The organism is Pseudomonas sp. 9AZ (genome assembly GCF_902506525.1).
Lineage (GTDB): Bacteria > Pseudomonadota > Gammaproteobacteria > Pseudomonadales > Pseudomonadaceae > Aquipseudomonas > Aquipseudomonas peli.
Genome location: NZ_LR733840.1, coordinates 676,629 through 701,634, shown reverse-complemented (window position 1 = coordinate 701,634; position 25,006 = coordinate 676,629). Strand labels below are relative to the sequence as shown.

The following is a 25,006-nucleotide window of genomic DNA, read 5'->3' as shown; positions in this document are numbered from 1 at the left end:
GCTCATCCCTGAGCCCTGCTGAAAAGGTCAAAAATCGACGCTGGCCGATAGGCGTAGTTCGCGCGGTTCACCGACGGCGACGCGCAGGTTGCCGCCGCTGGAGGGGTAGTACTCCTGGTTGAATAGGTTGCGCGCATTCAGCTGCAGGCGGGTCTTGTCGCCCAGTAGCTGGCTTTCCCAGCTGAGAAACGCATCGGCCGCGGTGTAGCTGTCCAGCCAGAAGCTGTTGGCGTTATCGCCGGCGCGTTCACCGACATAGCGCGCGCCGCCGCCTACTCGCCATTGTCCGGCGTCGCTGGGCAGCGCCAGGTGGTGGGTCAGGTACAGGCTGGCTATATTCTGCGCGGCATTCACCAGTGCGTTGCCCTGGTTATCCGGGTCATCGAGGATTTCCGTATCGGTGTAGGCGTAGGTGCCGAGCAGCTCCCAACGTTCGGCAATTCGCCCGCTGATATCGATTTCCACGCCCCTTGAGCCCACCTTGCCTGCCGCTTCAGACACGGCGTTGTTGGTGACCACGACGTTTTCCTTCTCGATATCGAACAGTGCCAGGCTGGCGCCGATACCCTGGGGGAGGTCAAGTTTTACCCCTAGCTCGTAACTGCGACCTTCCTCGGGGTCGAATGCCTGGCTGGTGTTGGCGTCGGAGGCGTTGGGTACGAATGAGCGGCTGTAATTACCGTACAGCGAAACCTGTTGGTTGAGCTGATAAACCAAGCCGGCAAACGGCAAGAAGGCATTGTCTTGGCGGTCGGTGGTTTTCTTGTAGCTGTTGCCACGGCCTTGTTCGACTAACTGGTCAAAGTGCTGGTAGCGACCACCGGCCACGACTATCCATTGTTCGTTGAGGTGCCAGTTGTCTTTGACATACAGCGAGCGTGAATGCAGTGCGTCGCTTCTGTCGCTCTGCGCTGCGCTGATCAGCGAAGGTTCGGCAAGGTTGCCGTAGACCGGGCGGTAGATATTGAAGCCGCTAACCGCCGGGCCGCGGTAGGTGTCGCCGCGGAAGTTGTCGGCGCGCTCAGTATCGATGCCCAACAGCAAGTCATGTTGTTGGCCGAACACACTGGCGTTGCCGATCCAGTCCCAGGCCAGGTACTGGGTCTGGTTGTCGTGTTCGCTACCGTCGGCGCGGCGGCTGAGTGAGCCGGTGCTGGCGTTAAGCGCGTTGGGCCGCGCTTCGGCATAGTCGTAGCGCTCGTTGTTCCAGCCGTAGGTCAGGCGGCTTAGCAAGTCCGGGTTGAGTTGGTACTCGGCCTTGGCAGTGAGCAGCTCATCGGTGCCTTGGGCTTTAGCCCAGCTTTCGTTGAAGCGCGCGTTGTACTCGGTGCTCGCCGGTTTGCCGTTGATGATCACCGTGCCACGGTCGACCGGGGTCGAGTATTCCTTTTGCTCGTAGGCCAGGGTGATGCGCAGGTCTTCGCCGCTCCAGCTGAGGGACGGTGCGATCAGGCTGTGGTTGTCCGCGCCGAAATTGCGCCAATAGTCTTCGTGCTGGCGTTCGGCTATCAGTCGATAGGCAAAGCTGCTGTCGCCCAATGGGCCGGTGGTGTCGAGCATAAGGTTGCCACCACCTTCGCTGCTGGTTTCACCGCTGATCTGCGTGCTCTGCCGGTATTCAGGCTGCTTGCTGATCACATTGATCAGTCCGCCCGGTTCCATGGCGCCATAGAGCAGAGAAGCCGGACCTTTGAGCACTTCCACGCGCTCGGTGGTGGCGCTGAAGTTGCGCGACAGGCTGGAGCGAATGCCGTCACGCAGGATCGAGCCGTCGGCGTTGGTGCCGAAACCCCGTTTGACGAAGCCGTCCTGGGTGCCGGCCAGGGTGTTGCTCTGGCTTATACCGCTGACGAACTTCATCGCGTCGTCGAGCGATTGCACTTGGTAGTCCTCGATCACCTGCTCGGTGACCACTTGCACCGCCTGTGCTTCCTGCATGATGGGTACGGCGCTTTTGCTGGCGGTGCTGGCCGTGCTGGCGCTGTAGCCGGTTTGGTCTTCACGGGTGGCGGTGACGGCCTGGCTGGGTAGTTCCAATGGGTTGGCTACATCGGCAGCGAGGCTGCTGGCGGCAGGCAGTAACGCCAAGGCAAGGACGCTTAAGCGCCAGCCGGGCTGGGTGGGGGAGAGTCGGTTGAAAGACATGTGCTACTCAGATGCGGATGTTTTTGAGAATCATTATTATATTGTTCTCGTCCGCCTTCTGGATAGCGCCGCGTATGCGCGCAGGGCAATGTTGCAGTTTGCGTTGAGTGCAGGGGGGCGTCTGAGTATAATGGCGCGCTTCCAATTTTCCCGTCCGGGAGCCCCCGCCATGCTGCGTATCAGTCAAGAAGCTCTTACCTTCGACGACGTTCTACTTATTCCAGGTTATTCCGAAGTTCTGCCGAAGGATGTCAGCCTCAAAACGCGCCTGACCCGTGGTATTGAACTGAATATTCCGTTGCTCTCTGCTGCCATGGATACCGTCACTGAAGCCCGTCTGGCAATTGCCATGGCTCAGGAAGGCGGCATCGGCATCATCCACAAGAACATGACCGTCGAGCAGCAAGCTGCCGAAGTGCGTAAGGTCAAACGCTACGAGGCGGGCGTGGTCAAGGACCCGATCACCATCGAAGCCAACGCCACCGTGCGTGATCTGTTCGACCTGACCCGTATGCACAATATCTCCGGCGTACCGGTACTCAGCGATGGCGACCTGGTCGGCATCGTCACTTCCCGTGACGTGCGCTTCGAGAACCGCCTGGATGCCACCGTGCGTGAAGTGATGACGCCGAAAGAGCGTCTGGTCACCGTACCGGAAGGCGCCGACAAAGACGTGGTGCGCGAGCTGCTGCATAAGCACCGTATCGAGAAAGTCCTGATCGTCGATGATGCCTTCCGCTTGAAGGGCATGATGACCGTCAAGGACATCGAAAAAGCCAAAGCTTACCCGCTGGCCAGCAAAGACGACCAAGGTCGCCTGCGTGTGGGTGCAGCTGTCGGCACCGGCGCCGATACCGCTGACCGCGTCGCCGCGCTGGCTAATGCCGGTGTTGACGTAATCATTGTCGACACCGCCCACGGTCACTCCAAAGGCGTGATCGACCGCGTGCGTTGGGTCAAGCAGAACTTCCCGGACGTACAAGTGATCGGCGGCAACATCGCCACCGGCGAAGCCGCCAAGGCCCTGGCCGAAGCTGGCGCTGATGCAGTCAAGGTCGGTATCGGCCCTGGCTCGATCTGCACCACGCGCATTGTTGCTGGTGTCGGCGTACCGCAAATCTCCGCCGTGGCCAACGTTGCCGCCGCACTGGCTGGCACCGGTGTGCCGTTGATCGCCGATGGTGGTATCCGTTTCTCCGGTGACTTGTCCAAGGCCATCGTTGCTGGCGCGTCTTGCGTGATGATCGGTTCGATGCTCGCCGGTACTGAAGAAGCACCGGGCGAAGTCGAGCTGTTCCAGGGCCGCTCCTACAAGGCTTACCGCGGTATGGGCTCGCTGGGCGCCATGGCGCAGGCGCAGGGCTCTTCGGATCGTTACTTCCAGGACTCCTCGGCCGGTGCCGAGAAGCTGGTGCCGGAAGGTATCGAAGGCCGCGTGCCATACAAAGGTGCAATGGCAGCCATCGTGCACCAGCTGATGGGCGGCCTGCGTGCCTCCATGGGCTACACCGGTTGTGCAACGGTTGAGGAGATGCGCAGCAAGCCTGAGTTTGTGCGCATCACCGGTGCTGGCATGGCTGAGTCCCATGTACACGACGTACAGATCACCAAAGAAGCCCCGAACTACCGCGTGGGCTGATTGTTGATCAGTTGATATAAAGCCCGGGGCTGTCGCTGTTGTTTTACAGGGCAGCCCCGAGTCATTTGTGAATTTCGCTACGAGAGACGGTCATGGCTCATCAAGACATCCACGCTCACCGCATCCTGATTCTGGATTTCGGCTCCCAGTACACCCAGCTGATCGCCCGCCGCGTGCGTGAGATCGGTGTGTATTGTGAGCTGCACCCGTTCGACATGGATGAGGACGCGATCCGCGAATTCGCTCCCAAAGGCGTCATCCTCGCCGGTGGCCCTGAGTCCGTGCACGAAGCCAACAGCCCGCGCTGCCCGCAAGCGGTGTTCGATCTCGGCGTGCCGGTGTTCGGCATCTGCTACGGCATGCAGACCATGGCTGAGCAGCTGGGCGGCAAGGTCGAGGGTTCTGATCTCCGTGAGTTTGGCTATGCCCGCGTGGATGTGGTTGGCAAGAGCCGCCTGCTCGATGGCATCGAAGATCACGTCGACGCCGACGGCCTGTTCGGCCTAGACGTGTGGATGAGCCATGGTGACAAAGTCACCAAGATGCCGGCCGACTTCCACGTCCTGGCCAGCACCCCGAGCTGCCCGATTGCCGGTATGTTCAACGATGAGCGCCGTTACTACGGCGTGCAGTTCCACCCGGAAGTGACCCACACCAAACAGGGCGGCCGTATCCTGTCGCGCTTCATTCTCGACATCTGCGAGTGTGAAGCCCTGTGGACGCCGTCGAAGATTGCCGAAGACGCCATCGCCCAGGTGCGCGCCCAGGTCGGTGATGCCAACGTGCTGCTCGGCCTGTCCGGCGGTGTGGACTCCTCGGTGGTTGCGGCGCTGCTGCACAAAGCCATTGGCGATCAGCTGACGTGCGTATTTGTCGACAACGGCCTGCTGCGCCTGCACGAAGGCGAGCAGGTGATGGCCATGTTCGCCGAGAACATGGGCGTCAAGGTGATCCGTGCCAACGCTGAAGCGCAGTTCCTCGACAACCTGGCCGGCGAAGCCGACCCGGAGAAGAAGCGCAAGATCATCGGCCGCACCTTTATCGACGTGTTCGATGCCCAGGCCAGCCAGCTGGATAACATCCAGTTCCTCGCCCAAGGCACCATCTACCCGGACGTCATCGAGTCGGCGGGCGCCAAGAGCGGCAAGGCCCACGTGATCAAGTCGCACCACAACGTCGGCGGCCTTCCGGAAGAGATGAACCTGAAACTGGTCGAGCCATTGCGCGAACTGTTCAAGGACGAAGTGCGTCGTCTGGGTCTGGAACTCGGCCTGCCGTACGACATGGTCTACCGTCATCCATTCCCTGGCCCAGGCCTGGGCGTGCGCATCCTCGGCGAAGTGAAGAAGGAATACGCCGACCTGCTGCGTCGCGCTGACCATATCTTCATCGAAGAGCTGCGCAAGGCTGACTGGTACCACAAGGTCAGCCAGGCCTTCGTGGTGTTCCAGCCGGTGAAATCGGTGGGCGTGGTCGGTGACGGCCGTCGTTACGCCTGGGTTGTTGCCCTGCGCGCGGTGGAGACCATCGACTTTATGACTGCACGTTGGGCGCACCTGCCTTACGAGCTGCTGGAAACTGTCAGTGGCCGCATCATCAACGAAATCGAAGGCATCTCCCGCGTCACCTACGACGTGTCGAGCAAGCCGCCTGCCACCATCGAGTGGGAGTAACCAGAAGGGGCCTGCGGCCCCCTTTTTGTTGGCCCTGATCGGTTGCGCCTGCGTATGGGTATCGGGCAGCCGCTGTTCTCTATTGGCTTAGAGGCAGCGGCTGTTTTTATTCAGTCAGCCGCAGGCTGGCGAAACCTGCAGCGTTTATCGTGGCTATGCTCGGGCGGCGGATTGAACCAGAATCCAGGTGTCCGGCCATTTATGCAGGGAGATCACGATGACCGCACTATTTGCCTTGGCGAGCATGGCGCGGCGTTGCTGCCGTCAGGGCGCTGCAACCGAGGATAAGTTGCTTGGCCATCTGCTGGGGCTGGCCCTGAGCACTCTGCTGCTGGCCGTCAGCCCAGCGTGGGCGCAAGACGAATCAGCTTCTGTTGCTCCAACTGCCACGGCTGCTGCGGCGATTGCCCTGAGTGACATTCTGCTGCGCGCGGATGATGACCAGCGTCTGGCGGACCGTGCCAAACGCAGGGCAGCGAGTGCGGCCCCGGCTGCCGCGCTTGGCGCTCTGCTTGATGACATTGCGCGGCCCGTCGATGAGAAATTGCGGGCCTTCAGCGTGGATGAACTGCGCCAGCTGCCTTTTGTGCGTCTGGAGAGTCTGGCGCGCCACTGGAGCTTCGATGCCCACCGTATTCAAGCCTGGCGTACGCAGACGCGCGCCGTCACCAAACCTTATGCCGATGACACGGCTGAGCTGTCGCTACGCCGTGCACGTTGGCAGGCCACGCGCGTGGCGACCCCGGCAGACAGCATGCCCGTGCCTCTGGCTCGGCAGATCGACTTGATGATCAGCGAGCTGCAGGCGGCCGAGCAGGCGCTTGCAGCGCCGTTGGAGCAGCTGATTGAGTTGGGGCAACGGGCCAATGCGATCAATTCAAGTATTCAGCTTGGGCGCGAAGAAGTGGACAGGGTCATCAGCGGTGTTGATGCACGCCTGTTTAGCCGTGATTCGCTGCCGTTGTGGCAGGCGCTGCATGTACCTGACGACCAGCAAGCCGATGCGGATTCAGTGGTGCCGGGGCTGGATATTGAAGCCCGCTTTGCCGATGCCTACAGCGCGGTGAACGCCATCAAAGTACACACGATGCAAGCACTGCTGGTGCTGCTGTTGCTTGTGTTGCTCTGGCTGGCGCGCCAGCAGCGCTTGGCGCCTCACGTGAGCCGTGATGACGATAGCCAGCGGGTAGCCGCGCGCCCGTTGTCCGCCTGGTTGCTGCTGGCCGTGATGGTCGTGCAGGTGTTCGAGTCGGATGCACCCATGATGGCGCTTGAGGTGCTGACGCTGCTGGCAGTGGTGCCTGCGTTGCGCATGCTCCCGCAGCGTGCCCATGACCTGCTTGGCAGCTGGCCGCTAATGGCGGCTGGCTTGTATCTGGCAGACCGGCTGGGGGCGCTGTTATGGGGCGGTGAAGACTTTTATCGCGTGTTTCAGCTCGGGCTGACGGTCGTCGCGCTGCTACTCACGCTCTGGCTACTGCGGCAGATGCTGCGGCGAGCCGAACGCAGTGTCGGCTGGGCACGAACGATGGTGCGTGGAGCTTTCTGGCTGGGCGGCGGGCTGCTGCTGGCTTCGCTGCTGGCCAATCTGGCCGGTGCCGTGCTGCTGACTCAGACGCTCACCAGCGGGGTGATTGACAGCGGTTATATCGGCCTGCTGCTGTACGCCAGTATGACTTTGGTCAATGCGCTGCTGCGGATGCTGATGGAGCTGCCGGCTGTGCAGCGGGTATGGCTGTTTCGTCGACACGGCCAGGCATTGTTGAGTTGGTTGCGTCGCGCATTGTTACTGGCAGCGGCAGTCAGTTGGCTGCTGTACAGCATGGATCGCTTTCGCGTGTTGTTGCCGGTGCAGGCGTTCGTCAGTCAGGTGTTGGGCTATGACGTCGAGGTCGGCGAGTTGTCCATCAGCCTGGGAGATGTGCTGGTGTTTGCCCTGTCGGTGCTGATCACTATTGCTGCAGCGCGGGCGACCAAGTTGATACTGCGCGAGCAGTTGCAGGGACATAGCCGCTTGCCACGCGGGGTGGGCAACAGCATCGCCTCGCTCACCTATTACGCGCTGCTGTTGCTGGGCTTTTTGCTGGCGTTGTCGGCGGCGGGTTTCAAGGTCAGTCAGTTGACGCTGTTGTTCGGCGCACTGGGTGTGGGTATTGGCTTTGGCTTGCAGGGGTTGGTGAGTAACTTCGTGTCGGGGCTGGTGTTGATGTTCGAACGGCCGATTCAGCCTGGCGACGTTATCGAGATCAACGGCGCCAGCGGCAGCGTCCGCGAAATTGGCCTACGCGCCACCAAGATCCGTACCTTCGATGGCGCCGACATCGTGGTGCCTAATGGCACTCTGGTTGCCAATAACCTGACCAACTGGACGCTGCAGGACCGCAATCGGCGCATTGAAGTGCCGATCGGCGTCGCATACGGTAGCGACCCTGCCCAAGTGATTGAACTACTGGCCAGCGTGGCACGCGCTGTCCCTGGAGTGGCCGCAGAGCCTGCGCCGGTCGTGTTGTTGCAGGAGTATGGTGACAGCTCGCTGAACTTCAGCGTGCGCGCCTGGGCGCAGGACTACGACCGTTGGACCACTACGCGCAGCGAGCTGATGGTGAGCATGCTGCAGGCGCTTGCGGCGGCCAATATCAGCATCCCGTACAACCAGTACGACCTCAATCTACGCGGGGTGCCTGACGAGTTGACCGAGGCGATGCGCCAGGTCGGCCATGGCGGCGGTAAGTTGGACGCTTCCTGATCCCCTATGCCAGCGGTGCGGCAATCAGCCTCGATTTCAGGCTCGTCTTGAGCGCTAGTTAGATGAGAAACTATTGCATCTATCGGGAGTGAGTTCTTCCTCCGATGCATGGCCATGGCATATAGCCAGGCAACCTGGAGTGGATATGTTGTTTTCCCGCAGACAAATGCTGATCGGCCTGGCTGGGCTTGGCGTCGTCGGACTTGGTGCTGGTGGCGTGCGCTACTGGCTGGGTCGTCCGGAAAATGTGGCGACCCATGACTATGAGCTGATCGCCGCGCCGCTGGATATCGAGCTGGTGCCGGGGCAAACCACCTCGGCCTGGGCCTATGGTGGGCAAGCGCCTGGGGTCGAGCTGCGCTGCCGTCAGGGCGAGCGCTTGCGCGTGCGCTTCATTAATAAGTTGGACGTGCCGACCACTATTCACTGGCATGGCATCCGTCTGCCGTTGGCGATGGACGGCGTGCCTTATGTGTCGCAGGCGCCGGTGCTGCCGGGTGAATACTTCGACTACAACTTCATCACTCCCGACGCCGGCAGCTTCTGGTATCACCCGCACGTCGCCAGCGGCGAGCAGCTGGGGCGTGGGTTGGTCGGCGCGCTGATCGTCGAAGAGCGCGAGCCGACGGGCTTTCTCCACGACCACACGCTGAACCTGAAAAGCTGGCATATCGACGAGCAGGGCGCTTTTACCGATTTCAGCGTACCGCGCGAGGCGGCTCGTGGCGGCACCCCTGGGCGACTGAGTACGGTCAATGGCAAGCACGCGCCAACCCTGGATTTACCTGCCGGGCAGGTGGTGCGCCTGCGCCTGATCAATCTGGATAACACCCTGACCTATCGCCTTAACCTGCCCGGCGCGGATGCGCGTATCTATGCGCTGGACGGCAATCCGGTCGAGCCAAGGCCGCTGGGCAAGGAGTACTGGCTGGGGCCAGGTATGCGTATCGAACTTGGGTTGAAGGTGCCTGCGGCCGGCAATGAGCTGTCGCTGCGTAACGGGCCATTGCGCTTGGCGACCTTGCGCGCGCAGCCCAATGCCGAGGGGGCGGGTGAGTGGCCGCCTGCGCTGCCAGCTAACCCGGTGGCCGAGCCTGATCTGGCCAATGCGGAAACCGTCAAATTCAACTTCGAGTGGGCTGGTGCGGTATCGGTCGGTCTGGACCAGGGCGCGGCGCACAGCTTCTGGCAGATCAATGGCCAGGCCTGGGATATCAACGACAAGACCTGCGCCGACCGGCCAATTGCTCGGCTGCAGCTGGGCAAGAGTTATATCTTCGAGCTGCGCAACCTCAGCCAGTATCAGCACCCGATCCATCTGCATGGCATGACCTTTAAGGTGCTAGCCTCGGACCGCAAGTCGATCATCCCGTATTTCACCGACACCTACCTGCTGGGCAAGAATGAGCGCGCGCGCGTCGCGCTGGTCGCCGATAATCCCGGGGTATGGATGTTCCACTGCCATGTGATCGACCATATGGAAACCGGTCTGATGGCATCAATCGAGGTCGTTTAAGCGTGCGCCACCCCCTGATCATTGATCGCAGCCAGGATCAGCACTTTATGCGCGAGGCCCTGGCCCTGGCCGCCGAAGGTGCGGCCTTGGGCGAGGTGCCGGTCGGCGCAGTGCTGGTGCAGGATGGCCAGATTGTCGGGCGCGGTTTTAATTGCCCGATCTCCACGCATGACCCCAGCGCCCACGCTGAGATGGTGGCGATTCGCGCCGCCGCCCAGGCCGTGGATAACTACCGTCTGCCGGGCAGCACCCTGTATGTCACCTTGGAGCCGTGCAGCATGTGCGCCGGGCTGATCGTGCATGCGCGGGTGCAGCGCGTGGTGTATGGCGCAACCGAGCCTAAAGCTGGGGTAGCGTTGAGTCGCGGACAGTTTTTCAGCCAGGAGTTTCTTAATCACCGGGTGTTGATTGAGGGTGGCGTATTGGCGGAGGAGTGCGGTGCGGCGCTGAGTGCGTTCTTCAAGGCCAGGCGCGAGCAGCGCTAGAACTTATCCAAAGTCTGCTGCGCGTCGGCCCTGCGGCGTTAAAACCAGGCTCGGTAAGCCGCTTGCGGCTAACGCGCTTTAGCGCGACCCGAAGGGCGAGCGAAGCGGGTAATGCTCATTTACATCAGTAAACTCCGCTTCCTCGCCGTTTTGACCAGCCGGAGGCTGTTACTACGTAGCGCCTTGCAGGACTCTAGCTCGCGCGCCTTTGAAATAGGTTCTGTTAAAGCGGCGGGGTCTGCTCATTAGGCTGACGTTTGTCGATGCCCGGCACATGCTGATTGCTTTCGGCGATTTGCGAGCCTTCCAGCTGCGGCTGGGTTACCCAGGTGAGGATGTCGTAATAGCGGCGGATGTTGCGCACAAAGTGCACTGGTTCGCCGCCACGGGCATAGCCATAACGGGTTTTGCTGTACCACTGCTTCTGCGACAGGCGCGGCAGGATCTTCTGTACATCCAGCCACTTATTCGGGTCCAGGCCTTCGGCCTCGGTGAGCTTGCGCGCATCTTCCAGGTGGCCGCCGCCGATGTTGTAGGACGCCAAAGCGAACCAGGTGCGGTCCGGCTCTTGAATGCTTTCCGGCAGCTGGTTCTTTACATAGACAATATATTTGGCCCCACCTTCGATGCTCTGCTTGGGGTTCAAGCGGTCTGACACGCCCATGGCCTGGGCGGTGCGCAGGGTCAGCATCATCAGCCCGCGCACGCCGGTTTTCGAGGTGGCGGTGGGTTGCCAGAGTGATTCCTGATAACCCATGGCGGCGAGCAAGCGCCAGTCGACCTGATTGGCTTGGGCAGCTTCGCGAAAGTGTTTCTCGTAGCGCGGCAGGCGTTGTTGCAGGTGCTTGGCGAAGGTGTAGGCGCCGACATAACCGAGTACATCGACATGGCCGTAGTAGCGGTCTTTCAAGCGCTGCAGGCTGCCGTTCTGGTGCGCTCGCTCGATAAAGGCATTCATCTCATCAAGCAGGCTGCGGTCTTCACCAGGGGCTGTGGCCCAGGCCAGGTTTTGCGCATCGCCTAGGTCAAAGGCCACGCGCACGTTGGAGAAGTACACCTGATTCATCGCCAGCTCGTTGGAGTCGACCAGGGTCAGGTCGATTTGCCCTTCATCGACCATGCGCAGCAGGTCGACCACTTCAACGGCAGCTGACTCTTCATAACTCAGTTCGGGCAATTGCAGCTTGAGCGCCGCCAGTTGTTCGGCATGGCTGCTGCCTTTGAGCACCAGAATGCGTTTGCCGAGCAGATCATCCGGGCGGGTCGGGCGTTGCTGGCCGTTGCGATAAATCACCTGAGGGGTGACTTCGAGGTAGGGTAGGGAGAAGCGTGCGTGTTGCTGCCGTCCGTCGCTTTCTACCAAACCGGCGGCAGCCAGTACCGGCCCGTTGGGTTTGTTCAGGCTGGCGAACAGCTCGTCGAGGCTGTCGGCGGTTTCGATTTTCAGCTCAAGACCCAGATCATCGGCAAAGCGCTTCACCAGCTCGTATTCGAAGCCGGTTTCGCCGTTACGGTCCTGGAAGTAGGTGGCCGGGCTGTTGCGAGTGATCACCCGCAGTACACCCTCCGCCTGAACGCGCTCGAGTGTGCTGGGTTCTTCAGCACAGCCGCCGAGCACCAGGAGGATTCCGATCACCGACAGCCAGCAGGCGCAGCGCACGCGGAACGCAGATTGGGCAAACATTGGCGCAGTATACGCAAAGCATGGGGCGCGCCATATCTCGACAGCGGGTTGCTTCTCTGCTAGCGCAGTTGCTACGTTTGGCCCGCCTTCACGGGTGCCGTTGGCGGCGCTTTAGGCTAGAATGCACGGCCTCAAAGTACACCCCTTCCCAGAGGCTGTCCCCGATGTTGATCCTGCGCGGCGCTCCCGCCCTTTCTGCTTTCCGTCACGGCAAACTGCTTGAGCAACTGACCAGCAAGGTTCCTGCGGTCACCGGCCTGTATGCCGAGTTCGCGCATTTCGCTGAAGTCACCGGCGTTCTGACTGCCGACGAAGAGCAGGTATTGGCCCGTTTGCTGAAATACGGCCCGAGTGTGCCGGTGCAGGAGCCAAGCGGCCGCCTGTTCCTGACCATTCCGCGCTTTGGCACTATCTCGCCCTGGTCGAGCAAGGCCAGCGACATCGCTCGCAATTGCGGCCTGGCGAAGATTCAGCGCATCGAGCGCGGCCTGGCGTACTACGTCAGCGGCGAGCTGAATGCCGCCGAGGCGCAGCAGGTTGCCGACGTACTGCATGACCGCATGACCCAGCTGGTGCTGGATAACCTCGAAGGCGCCGCTGCGCTGTTCAGCCACGCCCAGCCCAAGCCGCTGACTGCCGTGGACATCCTCGGTGGCGGTCGCGCTGCGCTGGAGAAGGCCAACGTTGAGCTGGGCCTGGCGCTGGCCGAAGACGAAATCGATTATTTGGTGACCAGCTTCAATGGTCTGGGGCGCAACCCCCACGACATCGAGCTGATGATGTTCGCTCAGGCCAACTCCGAGCATTGCCGCCACAAAATCTTCAATGCCAGCTGGGATATCGATGGCGAAAGCCAGGAAAAATCCCTGTTTGGCATGATCAAGAACACCTACCAGATGCACAACGAAGGCGTGCTGTCCGCTTATAAGGACAACGCCTCGGTGATCGTCGGTAGCGTTGCCGGGCGTTTCTTTCCGGACCCTGAGACCCGCCAGTACGGCGCGACCCAGGAGCCCGTGCATATCCTGATGAAGGTGGAAACCCACAACCATCCGACGGCCATCTCGCCGTTCTCCGGTGCGTCCACCGGTTCCGGTGGCGAGATTCGCGACGAAGGTGCCACCGGCCGTGGTGCCAAGCCGAAGGCTGGGCTGACCGGTTTTACCGTATCCAACCTGAACATCCCCGGTTTCGAGCAGCCTTGGGAAGTGCCTTACGGCAAGCCCGAGCGCATCGTTACCGCGCTGGACATCATGATCGAAGGCCCGCTGGGTGGCGCGGCGTTCAACAACGAGTTTGGCCGTCCGGCCCTGACCGGCTACTTCCGTACCTTCGAGCAGGCGATCCAGACCCCGCGCGGTGAAGAAGTGCGTGGTTATCACAAGCCGATCATGCTCGCCGGCGGTATGGGCAACATTCGTGCAGATCACGTGCAGAAGGGCGAGATCACCGTGGGCGCCAAGCTGATCGTGCTCGGCGGCCCAGCCATGCTGATCGGCCTGGGCGGCGGCGCCGCTTCGTCGGTCGCCACCGGTGCCAGCTCGGCTGATCTGGATTTCGCCTCGGTACAGCGCGAAAACCCGGAAATGGAGCGCCGCTGCCAGGAAGTTATCGACCGTTGCTGGCAGCTGGGTGACAACAACCCCATCGCCTTTATCCACGATGTCGGTGCCGGTGGTATCTCCAACGCCTTCCCGGAACTGGTCAATGACGGTGGCCGTGGTGGCCGCTTCGAACTGCGCAACGTGCCCAACGACGAACCGGGCATGGCTCCGCACGAGATCTGGAGCAACGAGTCCCAGGAACGCTACGTACTGGCCGTCAGTGCTGTCGATTTCGAGCGTTTCAAGGCCATCTGTGAGCGCGAGCGTTGCCCGTTTGCCGTGGTTGGTGAGGCCACCGAAGAAGCCCACCTGACCGTGACTGACAGCCATTTCGCCAACACCCCGGTGGACATGCCGCTGGAAGTGCTGCTCGGCAAACCGCCGCGCATGCACCGTTCGGCCGCCCGCGAAGCTGAGCTGGGCGATGATTTCGATGCCAGCACCCTGGCCATCGACGAAGCCGTGACCCGCGTGCTGCATCACCCGGCCGTGGCCAGCAAGAGCTTCCTGATCACCATCGGCGACCGCACCATTACCGGTCTGGTTGCTCGCGACCAGATGGTTGGTCCGTGGCAGGTGCCGGTGGCTGACTGCGCGGTCACCGCCACCAGCTTCGACGTCTATACCGGTGAAGCCATGGCCATGGGCGAGCGCACGCCGCTGGCGCTGCTGGATGCTGCGGCGTCCGGGCGTATGGCGATTGGCGAGACCCTGACCAACCTGGCCGCATCGCGCATCGAAAAGCTCTCCGACATCAAACTGTCCGCCAACTGGATGGCCGCTGCCGGCCACCCGGGCGAAGATGCGCGTCTGTATGACACCGTGAAAGCGGTCGGCATGCAGCTGTGCCCGGAACTTGGCATCACCATTCCGGTGGGCAAGGACTCGATGTCGATGAAAACCCAATGGCGCGACGAGGGCACGGATAAGAGCGTGACCTCGCCGCTGTCGCTGGTGGTGACTGGCTTTGCTCCGGTCAGCGATATTCGCAAGACCCTGACCCCGCAACTGCGCATGGACAAGGGCGAAACCGACCTGATCCTGATCGACCTGGGCCGCGGCCAGAACCGCATGGGTGCCTCCATCCTTACCCAGGTGTACGGCAAGCTCGGCACCCAGGCACCGGATGTGGATGACGCTGAAGACCTCAAGGCCTTCTTCGCGGTGATCCAAGGTCTGAATGCAGACGGCCATATCCTCGCTTACCACGACCGTTCAGACGGCGGCCTGATGGTGACTGCGCTGGAAATGGCTTTCGCTGGCCACTGCGGCTTGAACCTGTTCCTCGACGCCTTGGCCGATAACAGCGCTGAGCTGGCCGCCGTGCTGTTCAACGAAGAATTGGGCGCGGTGATTCAGGTGCATCAGGACGCCACCCCGGAAGTGCTGGCGCAGTTCAGCGCCGCCGGTCTGGGCGACTGCGTGGCGGTGATCGGTCAGCCGGTCAACAGCGACGACGTGGCCATCAGCTTCAATGGTCAGCCGGTTTTCGGCGGTCAGCGCCGCTTGCTGCAGCGCCAGTGGGCGCAAACCAGCTACCAGATTCAGCGTCTGCGCGACAACGTGCAGTGTGCCGAGCAGGAGTTCGACACCATCCTCGATGAGGAAAACCCAGGCTTGTCGGCCAAGCTCAGCTTCGACGTCAATCAGGACATCAGCGCGCCGTATATCCGTAAAGGTGTACGTCCGCAGATCGCCGTGCTGCGTGAGCAGGGCGTCAACGGCCAGGTGGAAATGGCAGCGGCCTTTGATCGCGCCGGTTTCAACGCGATCGACGTACATATGAGCGACATCCTCAGTGGTCGCGTCAGCCTGGACGGATTCAAAGGTCTGGTCGCCTGCGGCGGCTTCTCCTACGGTGACGTGCTGGGTGCCGGCGAAGGCTGGGCCAAGTCGATCCTGTTCAACAGCCGCGCCCGTGATGGCTTCCAGGCGTTCTTCGAGCGCAAGGACAGCTTCAGTCTTGGCGTGTGTAACGGCTGCCAGATGATGAGCAACCTGCACGAGCTGATCCCTGGCACTGAGTTCTGGCCGCACTTCGTGCGTAACCGTTCCGAGCAGTTCGAAGCGCGTGTGGCGATGGTCCAGGTGCAGGAATCGGCCTCGATCTTCCTGCGCGGCATGGCCGGTTCGCGCATGCCGATCGCCATTGCGCACGGTGAGGGGCATGCCGAGTTTGAGAACGAGGAAGCTCTGCTCGAAGCCGATCTGTCCGGCTGCGTGGCCATGCGCTTTATCGACAATCACGGCAAGGTCACCGAGACCTACCCGGCCAACCCGAATGGTTCGCCACGCGGGATTACCGGCCTGACCAGCCGCGACGGCCGCGTGACCATCATGATGCCGCACCCGGAGCGGGTGTTCCGCGCTGTCCAGAACTCCTGGAAACCGGATGACTGGCAGGAAGATGCCGGCTGGATGCGCATGTTCCGCAACGCCCGCGTGTGGGTGGATTGATCCGGTTGGCGCGGGCTTATGTCGAGTAAGCCTGCGCCGATTCTGCCTGAGGTGCGCCAGGTCAAACCTGGCGATACTTTATTGCTGTGCCGCTGCGGGCGTTCGTCCCAGCTTCCCGATTGTGTTTCTGCCTGCCCTGATGCGCTTAAACTGCAGCCTGAACGTGAGCAGTTTCTGCTGCTTTGCCGTTGCGCGCGCTCGCAACGTCTACCTTACTGTGATGGTAGCCATAACCAGCCGGTAAGCGGCTTCAAGGCCCGCTGGCGGCGATTCTGGCGTGGTTTGTAGCCTGGGCTTATTAAGCTAATACGTTGAACACACAGCACATTATCCGGTCATAGGGTGCAAGTGTGATGGGCTGCGCGAATACCCGATAAGGCAAAATGCCATTATTGTGTGGCATCATTATCGAACTGTTTTTATCAGTCTTGCCGGCGGAGACTTCGATGTACAAGCTGTGTTTTTATGTGCCTGAAACTCATCTGGATGCCGTGAAAAGCGCGGTGTTCAGCGCCGGCGGCGGACGTATTGGTCATTATGATCAGTGTTGTTGGCAAGCCCTAGGGCAGGGCCAGTTCCGCGCTCTGGAAGGCAGTCAGCCATTTCTCGGTCAGCTTGGGCAGGTCGAACAGGTGGCAGAGTGGAAAGTCGAGATGGTCGTGGTCGATGAGCTGATCCATGATGCCGTTAAGGCCATGAAGAAGCAGCATCCCTATGAAACGCCAGCTTTTGAGGTGTGGCGGCTGTCAGATATCCAGTTCTAATTCATAAAAAAGGCGCCATGAAGGCGCCTTTTTTATGTCTATTGATCAGGGTCTGATTTCGATCAGGGTGCCGTCCTTGACCACTGCCCAGACCTCGCGCATATCAATGTTGCGCATGGCGATGCAGCCTTCGGTCCAGTCCAGGGTGTGGAACATCCACTCCGGGTATTCCTCATCCAGCGGCGTGCCGTGAATCATGATCATGCCGCCGGCCGGTACACCCTTGGCGCGGGCTTGCGCCTGGTCGCGGGCGTTGGGGTAGGAGATGTGCATGGACAGGTTGTACTTGTCGCTGGTCTTGCGCCAGTCGATCCAATAGAAACCTTCCGGTGTGCGCAGGTCGCCTTCGCGCTGTTTGGCCCCTTTAGGCTTTTTGCCCAGAGAGATGCGATAGGACTTGAGGGTGTCGCCACGGCTGATCAGGTGCAATTTGCGTTCAGATTTGATCACCAACACCTTGTCGATGGTTTTGCCATTAAGGGTCGGTGTGGTGCTGGCGGGAGCAGCCAGGGTAACGGTCAGGCAGAGTAGGGCGAACAACCAGCGCATCGTATTTCCCGTGAATCAAAAGGCTTTCTTGTAATGTGCGCGCAAGGCTTCGAGCGGCTCGTTGCGGACCGGGTAGTGCTGCTCGCGGCGGTCCGCGAAGTAGCATTCTAAGGTACGCCCGATGGTCGGGAAAGCCAGCTCTGACCAGGGGATGTCCTGTTCGTGAAATAGCTGAACCTCCAGGCTTTCTTCACCGGGGGCAAAGTCCAGGTCGACCAGCTCGGCGCGAAACAGCATATACACCTGATTGATGTGCGGCAGATCGAACAGGGTATAGAGGCTCAGGCTGCGCACCCGCGCGCAGGCTTCTTCATGGGTTTCGCGGGCGGCGGCCTGTTCCAAGGTTTCGCCGTTCTCCATAAAACCGGCCGGCAGGGTCCAGTAACCGCGCCGTGGCTCGATGGCGCGGCGGCACAGCAGCACCTGTTCGCCCCACACCGGCAAGCAGCCGGCGATGATGCGTGGGTTCTGGTAATGCACGGTCTGGCACTGCGCGCAGACGTGGCGCAGGCGGTTGTCCCCCCGCGGGATGATATGGCTTACCGCGCCGCCACAGTTGCTACAGAACTTCATGCAAGATCCTCGCTGCGTGTTGGCTATCTTGGCGCGCATTTCAGCTGCTCGGCAAGCGGCCTGGCAGGGCAAATTATCCAGCGCCTGAATGATTGCCGCTGCTGGCGCAGGGCTTGGGCCGTGCGCTGCTTTCGTGCCATGATCGAACGCAGAATAAAAGACCGAGAATCCTCATGCTGGACGAGTTGCTCCACCGCATGCGTGGCTATAGCCCGCACATTCTGCAGACTGACAAGCGCTACCCTGAGGCCGCAGTGCTGGTGCCCATCACCCGCAGCGATGAGCCGGAAGTGGTACTAACCTTGCGCGCTAGCGGTTTGTCTACCCATGGTGGTGAAGTGGCGTTTCCCGGTGGTCGGCGTGATCCGGAAGATGCCGATCTGGTCGAGACCGCTTTGCGCGAGGCTGAAGAGGAAATTGGCTTGCCGCCGGGTTTGGTCGAGGTGGTAGGTCCGCTAAGTACCCTGGTGTCGCGCCACGGTATTAAGGTCACCCCTTATGTCGGCCTGGTGCCGGACTTTGTCGAGTACAAGCCCAACGACGGTGAGATTGCCGCCGTATTTGCCGTGCCGCTGGCGTTCTTTCGCGACGACCCGCGGGAAACCACCCACCGTATCGATTACCTCGGGCGCAGCTGGTATGTGCCGAGTTACCGCTATGGCGAATATAAAATCTGGGGGCTGACGGCGATCATGCTGGTCGAGTTGGTCAACCTGGTGTTCGACGATGTGCATATCGATATGCATCAGCCGCCCGAGCACTTTATCAAGCTCACCTGAGCTTATTGAGGAAGCATCCATGAAATACCGCCTGGGTTCGTCCCACGTCGAGGCCCATGCCGACAGCTGGGTTGCACCGAATGCCACGCTGGTCGGCAAGGTCAAACTGGAGCCGGGTGCCAGCGTGTGGTTCAACGCCGTGCTGCGCGGCGACAATGAGCTGATTCATATCGGCGAGAACAGCAATGTGCAGGACGGTACCGTGATGCACACCGACATGGGCTTTCCACTGAATGTCGGCACTGGGGTGACCATTGGCCATAACGCCATGCTGCACGGTTGCACGGTGGGCGATTACAGCCTGATCGGCATCAATGCGGTGATCCTCAATGGCGCCAAAATCGGTAAGTACTGCATCATCGGCGCCAACAGCCTGATCGGTGAAGGCAAGGAAATTCCCGACGGCTCGCTGGTTATGGGCTCGCCCGGCAAGGTGGTGCGCGAGCTGTCCGAACCGCAAAAGAAGATGCTCGAAGCCAGCGCTGCCCATTACGTGCACAACGCCCAGCGCTATGCTCGTGATCTGCAGGAGCAGGACGACTGATGCAATCGCAGATACGTCCCGTTGCCTCGCCCTGCGTGCATGTCTGCGCGCTGGATGATGAAGATATCTGTATCGGTTGCCAGCGCACGGTCGCCGAAATCACCCGCTGGAGCCTGATGGATAACGCTGAGCGCCGTGAGGTGTTGGTGCAGTGTCATGAGCGGGCTAAGGCCAAAGGCATTCTGCTGTAACTTTCTTGATCAGTTTGAGGATTCACCATGCCCCGTATCGGAACCCCTTTGTCGCCGAGCGCGACCCGTGTGCTGTTGTGTGGCTCTGGCGAGCTGGGCAAGGAAGTGGTGATCGAACTGCAACGCCTTGGTGTCGAGGTGATTGCCGTTGACCGTTACGCGAACGCGCCGGCCATGCAGGTGGCGCATCGCAGCCACGTGATCAATATGCTCGATGGCGCAGCCCTGCGCGCGGTGATCGAGCTGGAGCAGCCGCACTATATCGTTCCGGAAATCGAGGCCATTGCCACCGCGACCCTGGTCGAGCTGGAGAATGAAGGTTTTACCGTTATCCCCAGTGCCCGCGCTGCGCAGCTGACCATGAACCGTGAAGGCATTCGCCGCCTGGCCGCCGAAGAGCTGGGCCTGCCGACCTCGCCCTATCAGTTTGCCGACTCCTTCGAGCAGTGCCGCGCCGCAGTCGAGAGCATCGGCTTTCCCTGCCTGATCAAACCGATCATGAGCTCTTCCGGCAAGGGCCAGTCGGTGCTGAAAAGCCTGGATGATCTGCAAGCTGCCTGGGATTACGCCCAGGCAGGTGGCCGCGCCGGCAAGGGCCGGGTGATCGTCGAGGGCTTTATCGATTTTGATTATGAAATCGCGTTACTTACCGTGCGCCACAGTGGCGGCACCACCTTCTGCGCGCCTGTTGGCCATCGTCAGGTCAAGGGAGACTACCAGGAGTCCTGGCAGCCGCAGCCGATGAGCGCCAAGGCTCAGGCTGAAGCCGAGCGCATCGCTCTGGCGGTTACCGGTTCACTGGGTGGGCGCGGGCTGTTCGGCGTTGAGCTGTTCGTCAAAGGTGATCAGGTGTGGTTCTGCGAAATCTCGCCGCGCCCGCACGACACCGGTTTGGTCACCCTGATTTCCCAGGATCTGTCCGAGTTTGCCCTGCATGCGCGGGCGATTCTTGGTTTGCCGATTCCAGCGATTCGTCAGTTCGGGCCGTCGGCTTCTGCGGTGATATTGGTCGAGGGCGAGTCGCAGCAGGTCAGCTTCGGCAATCTTGCGTCGGCTCTGGCTGAGCCGGATACCGCTTTGCGTCTGTTCGGCAAGCCCGAAGTCAGCGGCCAGCGTCGTATGGGCGTGGCGCTGGCGCGGGATGAGTCGTTACAAGCGGCGCGGACCAAGGCCACGCGTGCTGCGCAGGCGGTCAAGGTCGAGCTGTGAGTGCGTTACGGGCCTATGCCTGGTGGCTAGGCTTGGCACTGCTGGCGCCGATTGCCTTGCCGCTAGCAGTGCGCACGCGTCGTAGTGCGCTGCGTTTACCGCCAGCTGCAGGGCCATTGAGTGGCGTGGCTGGCGCAGATCTGCCGGGCGAGCCACTGCGCCTGCTGGTGCTGGGTGAGTCGACCGTAGTTGGCGTCGGTGTGGATGAGCTGGACGCCGCGTTGGTCGGGCAGTTGGCTACGGCGTTGGCTGCGCGATGCGGCCGTCCGGTTGCCTGGCGGGCGTGTGGCGAGAACGGCATTACGGCCGCGCAAGCCCGTGAGCGGTTACTACCGCAGGTGCTGGATCAGCCCTTTGATCTGGCGCTGCTGGTCTTCGGCGTCAATGACACCACCCACCTGACCTCATTACCCCGTTGGGACGCCGCACTCGGCGGCATGGCTGAAGCGTTGGCCGCGCGTGGTGCTCGAGTGGCGTTCAGCAGTGTGCCGCCGCTGCAGCATTTCAGCGCCTTGCCCTGGCTGCTGCGGCGTTTGCTCGGTATGCGCGCAGGCTTGCTGGATGCGCGCCTGCGTCAGTTGGTCGTGAGCCTGGGGGCAGGGCATCACGCGGTTGAGCTGGAATTTTCCGCCGAGTACCTGGCGCGTGATGGTTATCACCCGTCAGGTCTGGGCTATCGCGTGTGGGCGCAGGGGCTGGCCGTCAGTCTTGCGCCGGCGGCTCGGCGTGCGTCTTAGGTTTGGTTTGCCAGGCGCGCACGCTTTTTACCCGGTTATCTGACGACTGCAGAATCTCCAGGCGATAAGGGCCGATCTTCAGGCACACGGCGCTGTCGGGGATACTTTCCAGCGCCTCGGTAACCAGGCCGTTGAGGGTTTTCGGGCCATCGCAGGGCAGGTGCCAATCCAGTGCCTTGTTGATTTCTCGGATATAGGCGGCGCCATCGATTACCTGGGTGCCGTCTTCCTGAGGATGAATGTCCGGGCTGCGCAGGGTGTCCTGGTTGCTGAAGTCGCCGACGATTTCTTCGAGGATGTCTTCCAGAGTAACGATGCCGATCACATCGCCGTATTCGTCGACGACGATGCCGATCCGGCGTTTCTGCTTCTGAAAATTGATCAGCTGAGTCGACAGCGGCGTGCCTTCGGGTACGAAATACGGCTCGTTGCAGGCTGCTAGCAGCGCCTCTTTGCTCAGCTCGTTATGCGTCAGCAGTCTGGCAATCTGGCGCATATGCACGATGCCTTCGATCTGATTGATGTCGGTACGAAACACCGGCAGGCGCGTGTGGGTGGTGTTAGTCAGCAGGCTGATGATGCTTTCGAGGTCGTCATCGAGGTTGATGCCGGTGACTTCGTTGCGCGGAATCATGATGTCATCCACCGTCACCCGCTCAAGGTCGAGGATGCCAAGCAGCATGTTCTGGCGATTCTTCGGCATGCCGGCGCCGGATTCGCGCACTACACTGCGCAGTTCTTCGGTGGACAGGCTGTCGCTGGCGCGTTGCGAAGGATCGATGCCGAGCAGGCGCAGCAGCACGTTGCTGATGGTGCTGGTGGTCCAGACTACCGGGTAGAGCAGGCGTTGTAGCAGCAGCAGCAAGCGACTCGCGGGAAAGGCCACCAGTTCCGGGCGCAGCGCTGCCAAGGTTTTCGGGGTGATTTCGCCGAAAATCAGCACGACGATGGTCAGGCCAGCGGTGGCAATGGCGATCCCGGCTTCGCCCCAGATATCCACGGCCAGCACGGTGGCGATGGAGGCGGCGAGGATATTGACCACGTTGTTGCCGACCAGAATCGTGCCGAGCAGGCGGTCTGGGCGGCTGAGCAGGATAGTGACGCGCTTGGCGCCCTTATGCCCTTCCTTGGCCATGTGCTTGAGGCGATAACGGTTGAGGCTAAGCATCCCGGTCTCCGAGCTGGAGAAGAAGGCTGAGCACAGAATCAGAAAAATCAGCAGCCCAAGCAGGTAGCCGGAGTGAAGGTCGTCCACGGAAGGGGTCTCAGATATGCAGGATGAATTCGCGAACCAGCTTGCTGCCGAAATAGGCCAGCATCAGCAGGCAGAAGCCCGCCAGGGTCCAGCGAATGGCTTTGTGGCCGCGCCAGCCGAGTTGATGGCGGCCCCACAACAGCACGGCAAACACCACCCAGGCAAAGCACGAGAGGATGGTTTTATGCGCTAGGTGCTGGGCAAACAGGTCGCTGATAAACAGCGCGCCAGACAGCAGAGAGAGTGACAGCAATCCCCAGCCAGCCCAGAGAAAGCCGAACAGCAGGCTTTCCATGGTTTGTAGGGGTGGGAAGTTCTTGATCAGCCCGGACGGGTGCTTGTGCTTGAGCTGATGGTCCTGCAGCAGCAGCAGCAGTGACTGGAACACGGCAATGGTCAGCATGCCGTAAGCGGTGATCGACAGCAGGATGTGCGCCAGGATGCCGGGTGCTTCATCAATGGCCTGGGTGGTGCCGCTGGGCATAAATTGCGCGAGCAGCACCGTGACAAAGCCCAGGGGGAATAGCAGCAATAGCAGGTTTTCCACCGGGATTCGCATGCAGGCCAGTAGCGTCAGCAGAATAACGGCGGCGGCAATCAGGCTGGCGGCCTTGAAGAAGTCCAGCGACAGACCACTGGCATCGAACATCTGCAGAAACAGGCTGCTGCCGTGCAGCAGCAGCGCCAGTGTGCCGAGTGCAACCAGCAGGCGCTTATTGGATGTGCTGCGCTGTTGCAGGCGCAGGCCTTGATAGAGTGCGGCTCCGGCATAGAGGCAGGCAGCGGCGAGGCTGGGTAGCAGAGGGTGCATAAATCCTTGTCAGGCAAACCCGAAAGGCGGCCAGTGTGGCATACAACCCGTGCGCCACGAAAGCGTCTGGCGGTGTCGGTGCCTTGCAGTCTTCGCTATAATCCGCGACCTGTTGCAAGCCCACCCTCGGCTCGACTGAGCCTGAAAGGAACGCGCATGTTCGAAAATCTGACTGACCGCCTTTCGCAGACCCTGCGAAATGTCACTGGCAAAGCCAAGCTGAGCGAAGACAACATCAAGGACACCTTGCGTGAAGTGCGCATGGCCTTGCTCGAGGCTGATGTTGCCTTGCCGGTGGTCAAGGACTTCGTTAATAAGGTCAAGGATCGCGCGGTCGGCACCGAGGTGTCGAAGAGCCTGACGCCGGGCCAGGCGTTCGTGAAGATCGTTCGCGCCGAACTCGAAGAGCTGATGGGCGCGGCCAACGAGGACCTCGCGCTGAATGCCGTGCCGCCAGCCGTGGTGCTGATGGCAGGTCTGCAGGGTGCGGGTAAGACCACCACTGTCGGTAAGCTGGCGCGCTTCCTTAAAGAGCGCAAGAAAAAGACCGTGATGGTGGTGTCTGCCGACGTTTACCGTCCGGCGGCGATCAAGCAGCTGGAAACCCTGGCCACTGATATTGGCGTGACTTTCTTCCCCTCCGATCTCAGCCAGAAGCCGGTGGATATCGCTGAAGCGGCGATTAAGGAAGCCAAACTCAAGTTTATTGATGTAGTCATCGTCGATACCGCCGGTCGTCTGGCCATTGATGCCGAGATGATGGCGGAGATCCAGGCGCTGCATGCGGCGATCAAGCCGGTCGAGACTCTGTTCGTGGTCGATGCCATGACCGGTCAGGACGCCGCCAACACCGCCAAGGCCTTTAATGATGCGCTGCCGCTGACGGGCGTAGTGCTGACCAAGGTCGACGGTGATGCGCGCGGCGGTGCGGCGTTGTCGGTGCGTGCGATTACCGGCAAGCCGATCAAATTTATCGGTATGGGCGAGAAGACCGAGGCGCTGGAGCCCTTCCATCCGGACCGAATTGCCTCGCGCATTCTCGGCATGGGCGACGTACTCAGTCTGATCGAGCAGGCCGAGCAGACCCTGGATCGTGAGAAAGCCGAGAAGCTCACCAAAAAGCTGAAGAAGGGTAAGGGCTTCGATCTCGAAGACTTCCGTGACCAGCTGCAGCAGATGAAGAACATGGGCGGTCTCGGCGGCCTGATGGACAAGCTGCCACAGATGGGCGGCGTCAATCTGGCGCAAATGGGCAATGCCCAAGGCGCTGCCGAGAAACAGTTCAAGCAGATGGAGGCGATCATCAACTCGATGACGCCTCAGGAGCGCCGCGATCCTGACGTGATCAGTGGCTCGCGCAAGCGCCGCATCGCCATGGGTTCCGGTACTCAGGTGCAGGACATCGGCCGCTTGATCAAGCAGCACAAGCAGATGCAGAAGATGATGAAGAAATTCACCGCCAAAGGCGGTATGGCCAAGATGATGCGCGGCATGGGTGGGATGATGCCGGGCGGCATGCCGAAGATATAAGGAATCCGCGTCGGCAGCGATGTCGGCGCAAACCCCGCTGAGTTGGCGGGTGTTTACAGTAAACCCGCCTTTCGCGGGAGCTGATTGGCCGGTTTGGATAGCGGCCCTCTGGCAA

The 25,006-nt window shown here is 61.0% G+C and carries 20 protein-coding genes; 14 read left to right on the top strand and 6 right to left on the bottom strand.

The features are described from left to right. Nucleotides 1–27 precede the first annotated feature (27 nt). Nucleotides 28–2,145, bottom strand: coding sequence for a TonB-dependent siderophore receptor (locus tag ALTER154_RS03405; protein WP_160085247.1), 2,118 nt, complete (start codon nt 2,143–2,145; stop codon nt 28–30). 169 nt (nt 2,146–2,314) lie between these two features. Between ALTER154_RS03405 and guaB the strand changes: the two genes are divergently transcribed. The 5 genes from guaB to tadA all read left to right on the top strand — a co-directional run bounded on the left by guaB (nt 2,315) and on the right by tadA (nt 10,204). Next, a complete protein-coding gene (guaB, locus tag ALTER154_RS03400) occupies nt 2,315–3,784 on the top strand; it encodes an IMP dehydrogenase (protein WP_090248601.1) in 1,470 nt (489 codons plus the stop codon). A 92-nt stretch (nt 3,785–3,876) separates the two neighbouring features. Continuing rightward, complete coding sequence (gene guaA / locus ALTER154_RS03395) at nt 3,877–5,457, top strand: glutamine-hydrolyzing GMP synthase (RefSeq protein WP_160085246.1); 1,581 nt, start codon at nt 3,877–3,879, stop codon at nt 5,455–5,457. Between the two features lie 217 nt (nt 5,458–5,674). Next, nucleotides 5,675–8,203 (top strand): mechanosensitive ion channel family protein, encoded by a 2,529-nt coding sequence (locus ALTER154_RS03390; RefSeq protein WP_160085245.1) that lies wholly within the window; start codon nt 5,675–5,677, stop codon nt 8,201–8,203. Nucleotides 8,204–8,348: 145 nt separating this feature from the next. After that, nucleotides 8,349–9,719 (top strand): multicopper oxidase family protein, encoded by a 1,371-nt coding sequence (locus ALTER154_RS03385; RefSeq protein ID WP_160085244.1) that lies wholly within the window; start codon nt 8,349–8,351, stop codon nt 9,717–9,719. Between the two features lie 2 nt (nt 9,720–9,721). Further along, nucleotides 9,722–10,204 (top strand): tRNA adenosine(34) deaminase TadA, encoded by a 483-nt coding sequence (tadA, locus tag ALTER154_RS03380; RefSeq protein WP_160085243.1) that lies wholly within the window; start codon nt 9,722–9,724, stop codon nt 10,202–10,204. Nucleotides 10,205–10,427: 223 nt separating this feature from the next. On the opposite strand, the gene mltF is transcribed toward tadA, so the two are convergent. Then, nucleotides 10,428–11,888, bottom strand: a complete 1,461-nt coding sequence (gene mltF, locus ALTER154_RS03375) for a membrane-bound lytic murein transglycosylase MltF (RefSeq protein WP_160085242.1) — start codon at nt 11,886–11,888, stop codon at nt 10,428–10,430. Nucleotides 11,889–12,052: 164 nt separating this feature from the next. Here mltF and purL point away from each other — a divergent pair, with 164 nt between their 5' ends. From purL to ALTER154_RS03360, 3 genes are all read left to right on the top strand, one after another. Then, the gene (gene purL / locus ALTER154_RS03370) at nt 12,053–15,949 is read left to right on the top strand and encodes a phosphoribosylformylglycinamidine synthase (RefSeq protein WP_160085241.1); all 3,897 of its coding nucleotides are present in this window, start codon (nt 12,053–12,055) and stop codon (nt 15,947–15,949) included. An 18-nt stretch (nt 15,950–15,967) separates the two neighbouring features. Further along, the gene (locus ALTER154_RS03365) at nt 15,968–16,237 is read left to right on the top strand and encodes a CDGSH iron-sulfur domain-containing protein (RefSeq protein WP_160085240.1); all 270 of its coding nucleotides are present in this window, start codon (nt 15,968–15,970) and stop codon (nt 16,235–16,237) included. A gap of 158 nt (nt 16,238–16,395) precedes the next feature. Continuing rightward, nucleotides 16,396–16,713: a YqfO family protein gene (locus tag ALTER154_RS03360; RefSeq protein ID WP_160085239.1), complete on the top strand. Its 318-nt coding sequence runs from the start codon at nt 16,396–16,398 to the stop codon at nt 16,711–16,713. Between the two features lie 45 nt (nt 16,714–16,758). On the opposite strand, the gene ALTER154_RS03355 is transcribed toward ALTER154_RS03360, so the two are convergent. Together ALTER154_RS03355 and ALTER154_RS03350 are read right to left on the bottom strand one after the other, a co-directional pair. Continuing rightward, nucleotides 16,759–17,262, bottom strand: a complete 504-nt coding sequence (locus ALTER154_RS03355) for a murein L,D-transpeptidase family protein (protein ID WP_090248586.1) — start codon at nt 17,260–17,262, stop codon at nt 16,759–16,761. A 15-nt stretch (nt 17,263–17,277) separates the two neighbouring features. Then, nucleotides 17,278–17,835: an NUDIX hydrolase gene (locus ALTER154_RS03350; RefSeq protein WP_160085238.1), complete on the bottom strand. Its 558-nt coding sequence runs from the start codon at nt 17,833–17,835 to the stop codon at nt 17,278–17,280. Nucleotides 17,836–18,008: 173 nt separating this feature from the next. Between ALTER154_RS03350 and ALTER154_RS03345 the strand changes: the two genes are divergently transcribed. Genes ALTER154_RS03345 through ALTER154_RS03325 form a run of 5 tightly spaced genes read left to right on the top strand, consistent with a single transcriptional unit; the run spans nt 18,009 to nt 21,295 of the window. Then, the gene (locus ALTER154_RS03345; RefSeq protein ID WP_090248583.1) at nt 18,009–18,614 is read left to right on the top strand and encodes a CoA pyrophosphatase; all 606 of its coding nucleotides are present in this window, start codon (nt 18,009–18,011) and stop codon (nt 18,612–18,614) included. A 19-nt stretch (nt 18,615–18,633) separates the two neighbouring features. Continuing rightward, a complete protein-coding gene (locus tag ALTER154_RS03340; protein ID WP_160085237.1) occupies nt 18,634–19,158 on the top strand; it encodes a gamma carbonic anhydrase family protein in 525 nt (174 codons plus the stop codon). Beyond that, a complete protein-coding gene (locus ALTER154_RS03335; RefSeq protein ID WP_160085236.1) occupies nt 19,158–19,349 on the top strand; it encodes a DUF1289 domain-containing protein in 192 nt (63 codons plus the stop codon). The genes ALTER154_RS03340 and ALTER154_RS03335 overlap by 1 nt, the downstream gene beginning before the upstream one ends. A gap of 27 nt (nt 19,350–19,376) precedes the next feature. Further along, nucleotides 19,377–20,558 (top strand): formate-dependent phosphoribosylglycinamide formyltransferase, encoded by a 1,182-nt coding sequence (gene purT, locus ALTER154_RS03330; protein WP_160085235.1) that lies wholly within the window; start codon nt 19,377–19,379, stop codon nt 20,556–20,558. Next, nucleotides 20,555–21,295 (top strand): SGNH/GDSL hydrolase family protein, encoded by a 741-nt coding sequence (locus ALTER154_RS03325; RefSeq protein WP_256665442.1) that lies wholly within the window; start codon nt 20,555–20,557, stop codon nt 21,293–21,295. Before purT ends, ALTER154_RS03325 begins: the two co-directional genes overlap by 4 nt. Here the strand turns inward: ALTER154_RS03325 and ALTER154_RS03320 are convergent. Together ALTER154_RS03320 and ALTER154_RS03315 are read right to left on the bottom strand one after the other, a co-directional pair. Continuing rightward, a complete protein-coding gene (locus ALTER154_RS03320; RefSeq protein WP_160085234.1) occupies nt 21,261–22,550 on the bottom strand; it encodes an HlyC/CorC family transporter in 1,290 nt (429 codons plus the stop codon). The two genes, ALTER154_RS03325 and ALTER154_RS03320, sit on opposite strands and share 35 nt — an antisense overlap. Before the next feature lie 10 nt (nt 22,551–22,560). Continuing rightward, nucleotides 22,561–23,361: an inner membrane protein YpjD gene (locus tag ALTER154_RS03315; RefSeq protein WP_090248574.1), complete on the bottom strand. Its 801-nt coding sequence runs from the start codon at nt 23,359–23,361 to the stop codon at nt 22,561–22,563. 156 nt (nt 23,362–23,517) lie between these two features. Between ALTER154_RS03315 and ffh the strand changes: the two genes are divergently transcribed. Then, the gene (ffh, locus tag ALTER154_RS03310) at nt 23,518–24,891 is read left to right on the top strand and encodes a signal recognition particle protein (protein WP_160085233.1); all 1,374 of its coding nucleotides are present in this window, start codon (nt 23,518–23,520) and stop codon (nt 24,889–24,891) included. The last annotated feature ends 115 nt before the right edge of the window (nt 24,892–25,006 follow it).

What these genes read in the sequence shown, in the direction of transcription:
- mltF (WP_160085242.1), bottom strand. Translation starts at nt 11,888, where the DNA reads ATGTTTGCCCAATCTGCGTTCCGCGTGCGCTGCGCCTGCTGGCTGTCG.
- guaB (WP_090248601.1), top strand. Translation starts at nt 2,315, where the DNA reads ATGCTGCGTATCAGTCAAGAAGCTCTTACCTTCGACGACGTTCTACTT.
- ALTER154_RS03340 (WP_160085237.1), top strand. Translation starts at nt 18,634, where the DNA reads ATGAAATACCGCCTGGGTTCGTCCCACGTCGAGGCCCATGCCGACAGC.
- ALTER154_RS03365 (WP_160085240.1), top strand. Translation starts at nt 15,968, where the DNA reads ATGTCGAGTAAGCCTGCGCCGATTCTGCCTGAGGTGCGCCAGGTCAAA.
- purL (WP_160085241.1), top strand. Translation starts at nt 12,053, where the DNA reads ATGTTGATCCTGCGCGGCGCTCCCGCCCTTTCTGCTTTCCGTCACGGC.
- ALTER154_RS03350 (WP_160085238.1), bottom strand. Translation starts at nt 17,835, where the DNA reads ATGAAGTTCTGTAGCAACTGTGGCGGCGCGGTAAGCCATATCATCCCG.
- ALTER154_RS03315 (WP_090248574.1), bottom strand. Translation starts at nt 23,361, where the DNA reads ATGCACCCTCTGCTACCCAGCCTCGCCGCTGCCTGCCTCTATGCCGGA.
- ALTER154_RS03405 (WP_160085247.1), bottom strand. Translation starts at nt 2,145, where the DNA reads ATGTCTTTCAACCGACTCTCCCCCACCCAGCCCGGCTGGCGCTTAAGC.
- ALTER154_RS03355 (WP_090248586.1), bottom strand. Translation starts at nt 17,262, where the DNA reads ATGCGCTGGTTGTTCGCCCTACTCTGCCTGACCGTTACCCTGGCTGCT.
- purT (WP_160085235.1), top strand. Translation starts at nt 19,377, where the DNA reads ATGCCCCGTATCGGAACCCCTTTGTCGCCGAGCGCGACCCGTGTGCTG.
- ALTER154_RS03335 (WP_160085236.1), top strand. Translation starts at nt 19,158, where the DNA reads ATGCAATCGCAGATACGTCCCGTTGCCTCGCCCTGCGTGCATGTCTGC.
- ALTER154_RS03360 (WP_160085239.1), top strand. Translation starts at nt 16,396, where the DNA reads ATGTACAAGCTGTGTTTTTATGTGCCTGAAACTCATCTGGATGCCGTG.
- ffh (WP_160085233.1), top strand. Translation starts at nt 23,518, where the DNA reads ATGTTCGAAAATCTGACTGACCGCCTTTCGCAGACCCTGCGAAATGTC.
- ALTER154_RS03345 (WP_090248583.1), top strand. Translation starts at nt 18,009, where the DNA reads ATGCTGGACGAGTTGCTCCACCGCATGCGTGGCTATAGCCCGCACATT.
- guaA (WP_160085246.1), top strand. Translation starts at nt 3,877, where the DNA reads ATGGCTCATCAAGACATCCACGCTCACCGCATCCTGATTCTGGATTTC.
- ALTER154_RS03385 (WP_160085244.1), top strand. Translation starts at nt 8,349, where the DNA reads ATGTTGTTTTCCCGCAGACAAATGCTGATCGGCCTGGCTGGGCTTGGC.
- ALTER154_RS03390 (WP_160085245.1), top strand. Translation starts at nt 5,675, where the DNA reads ATGACCGCACTATTTGCCTTGGCGAGCATGGCGCGGCGTTGCTGCCGT.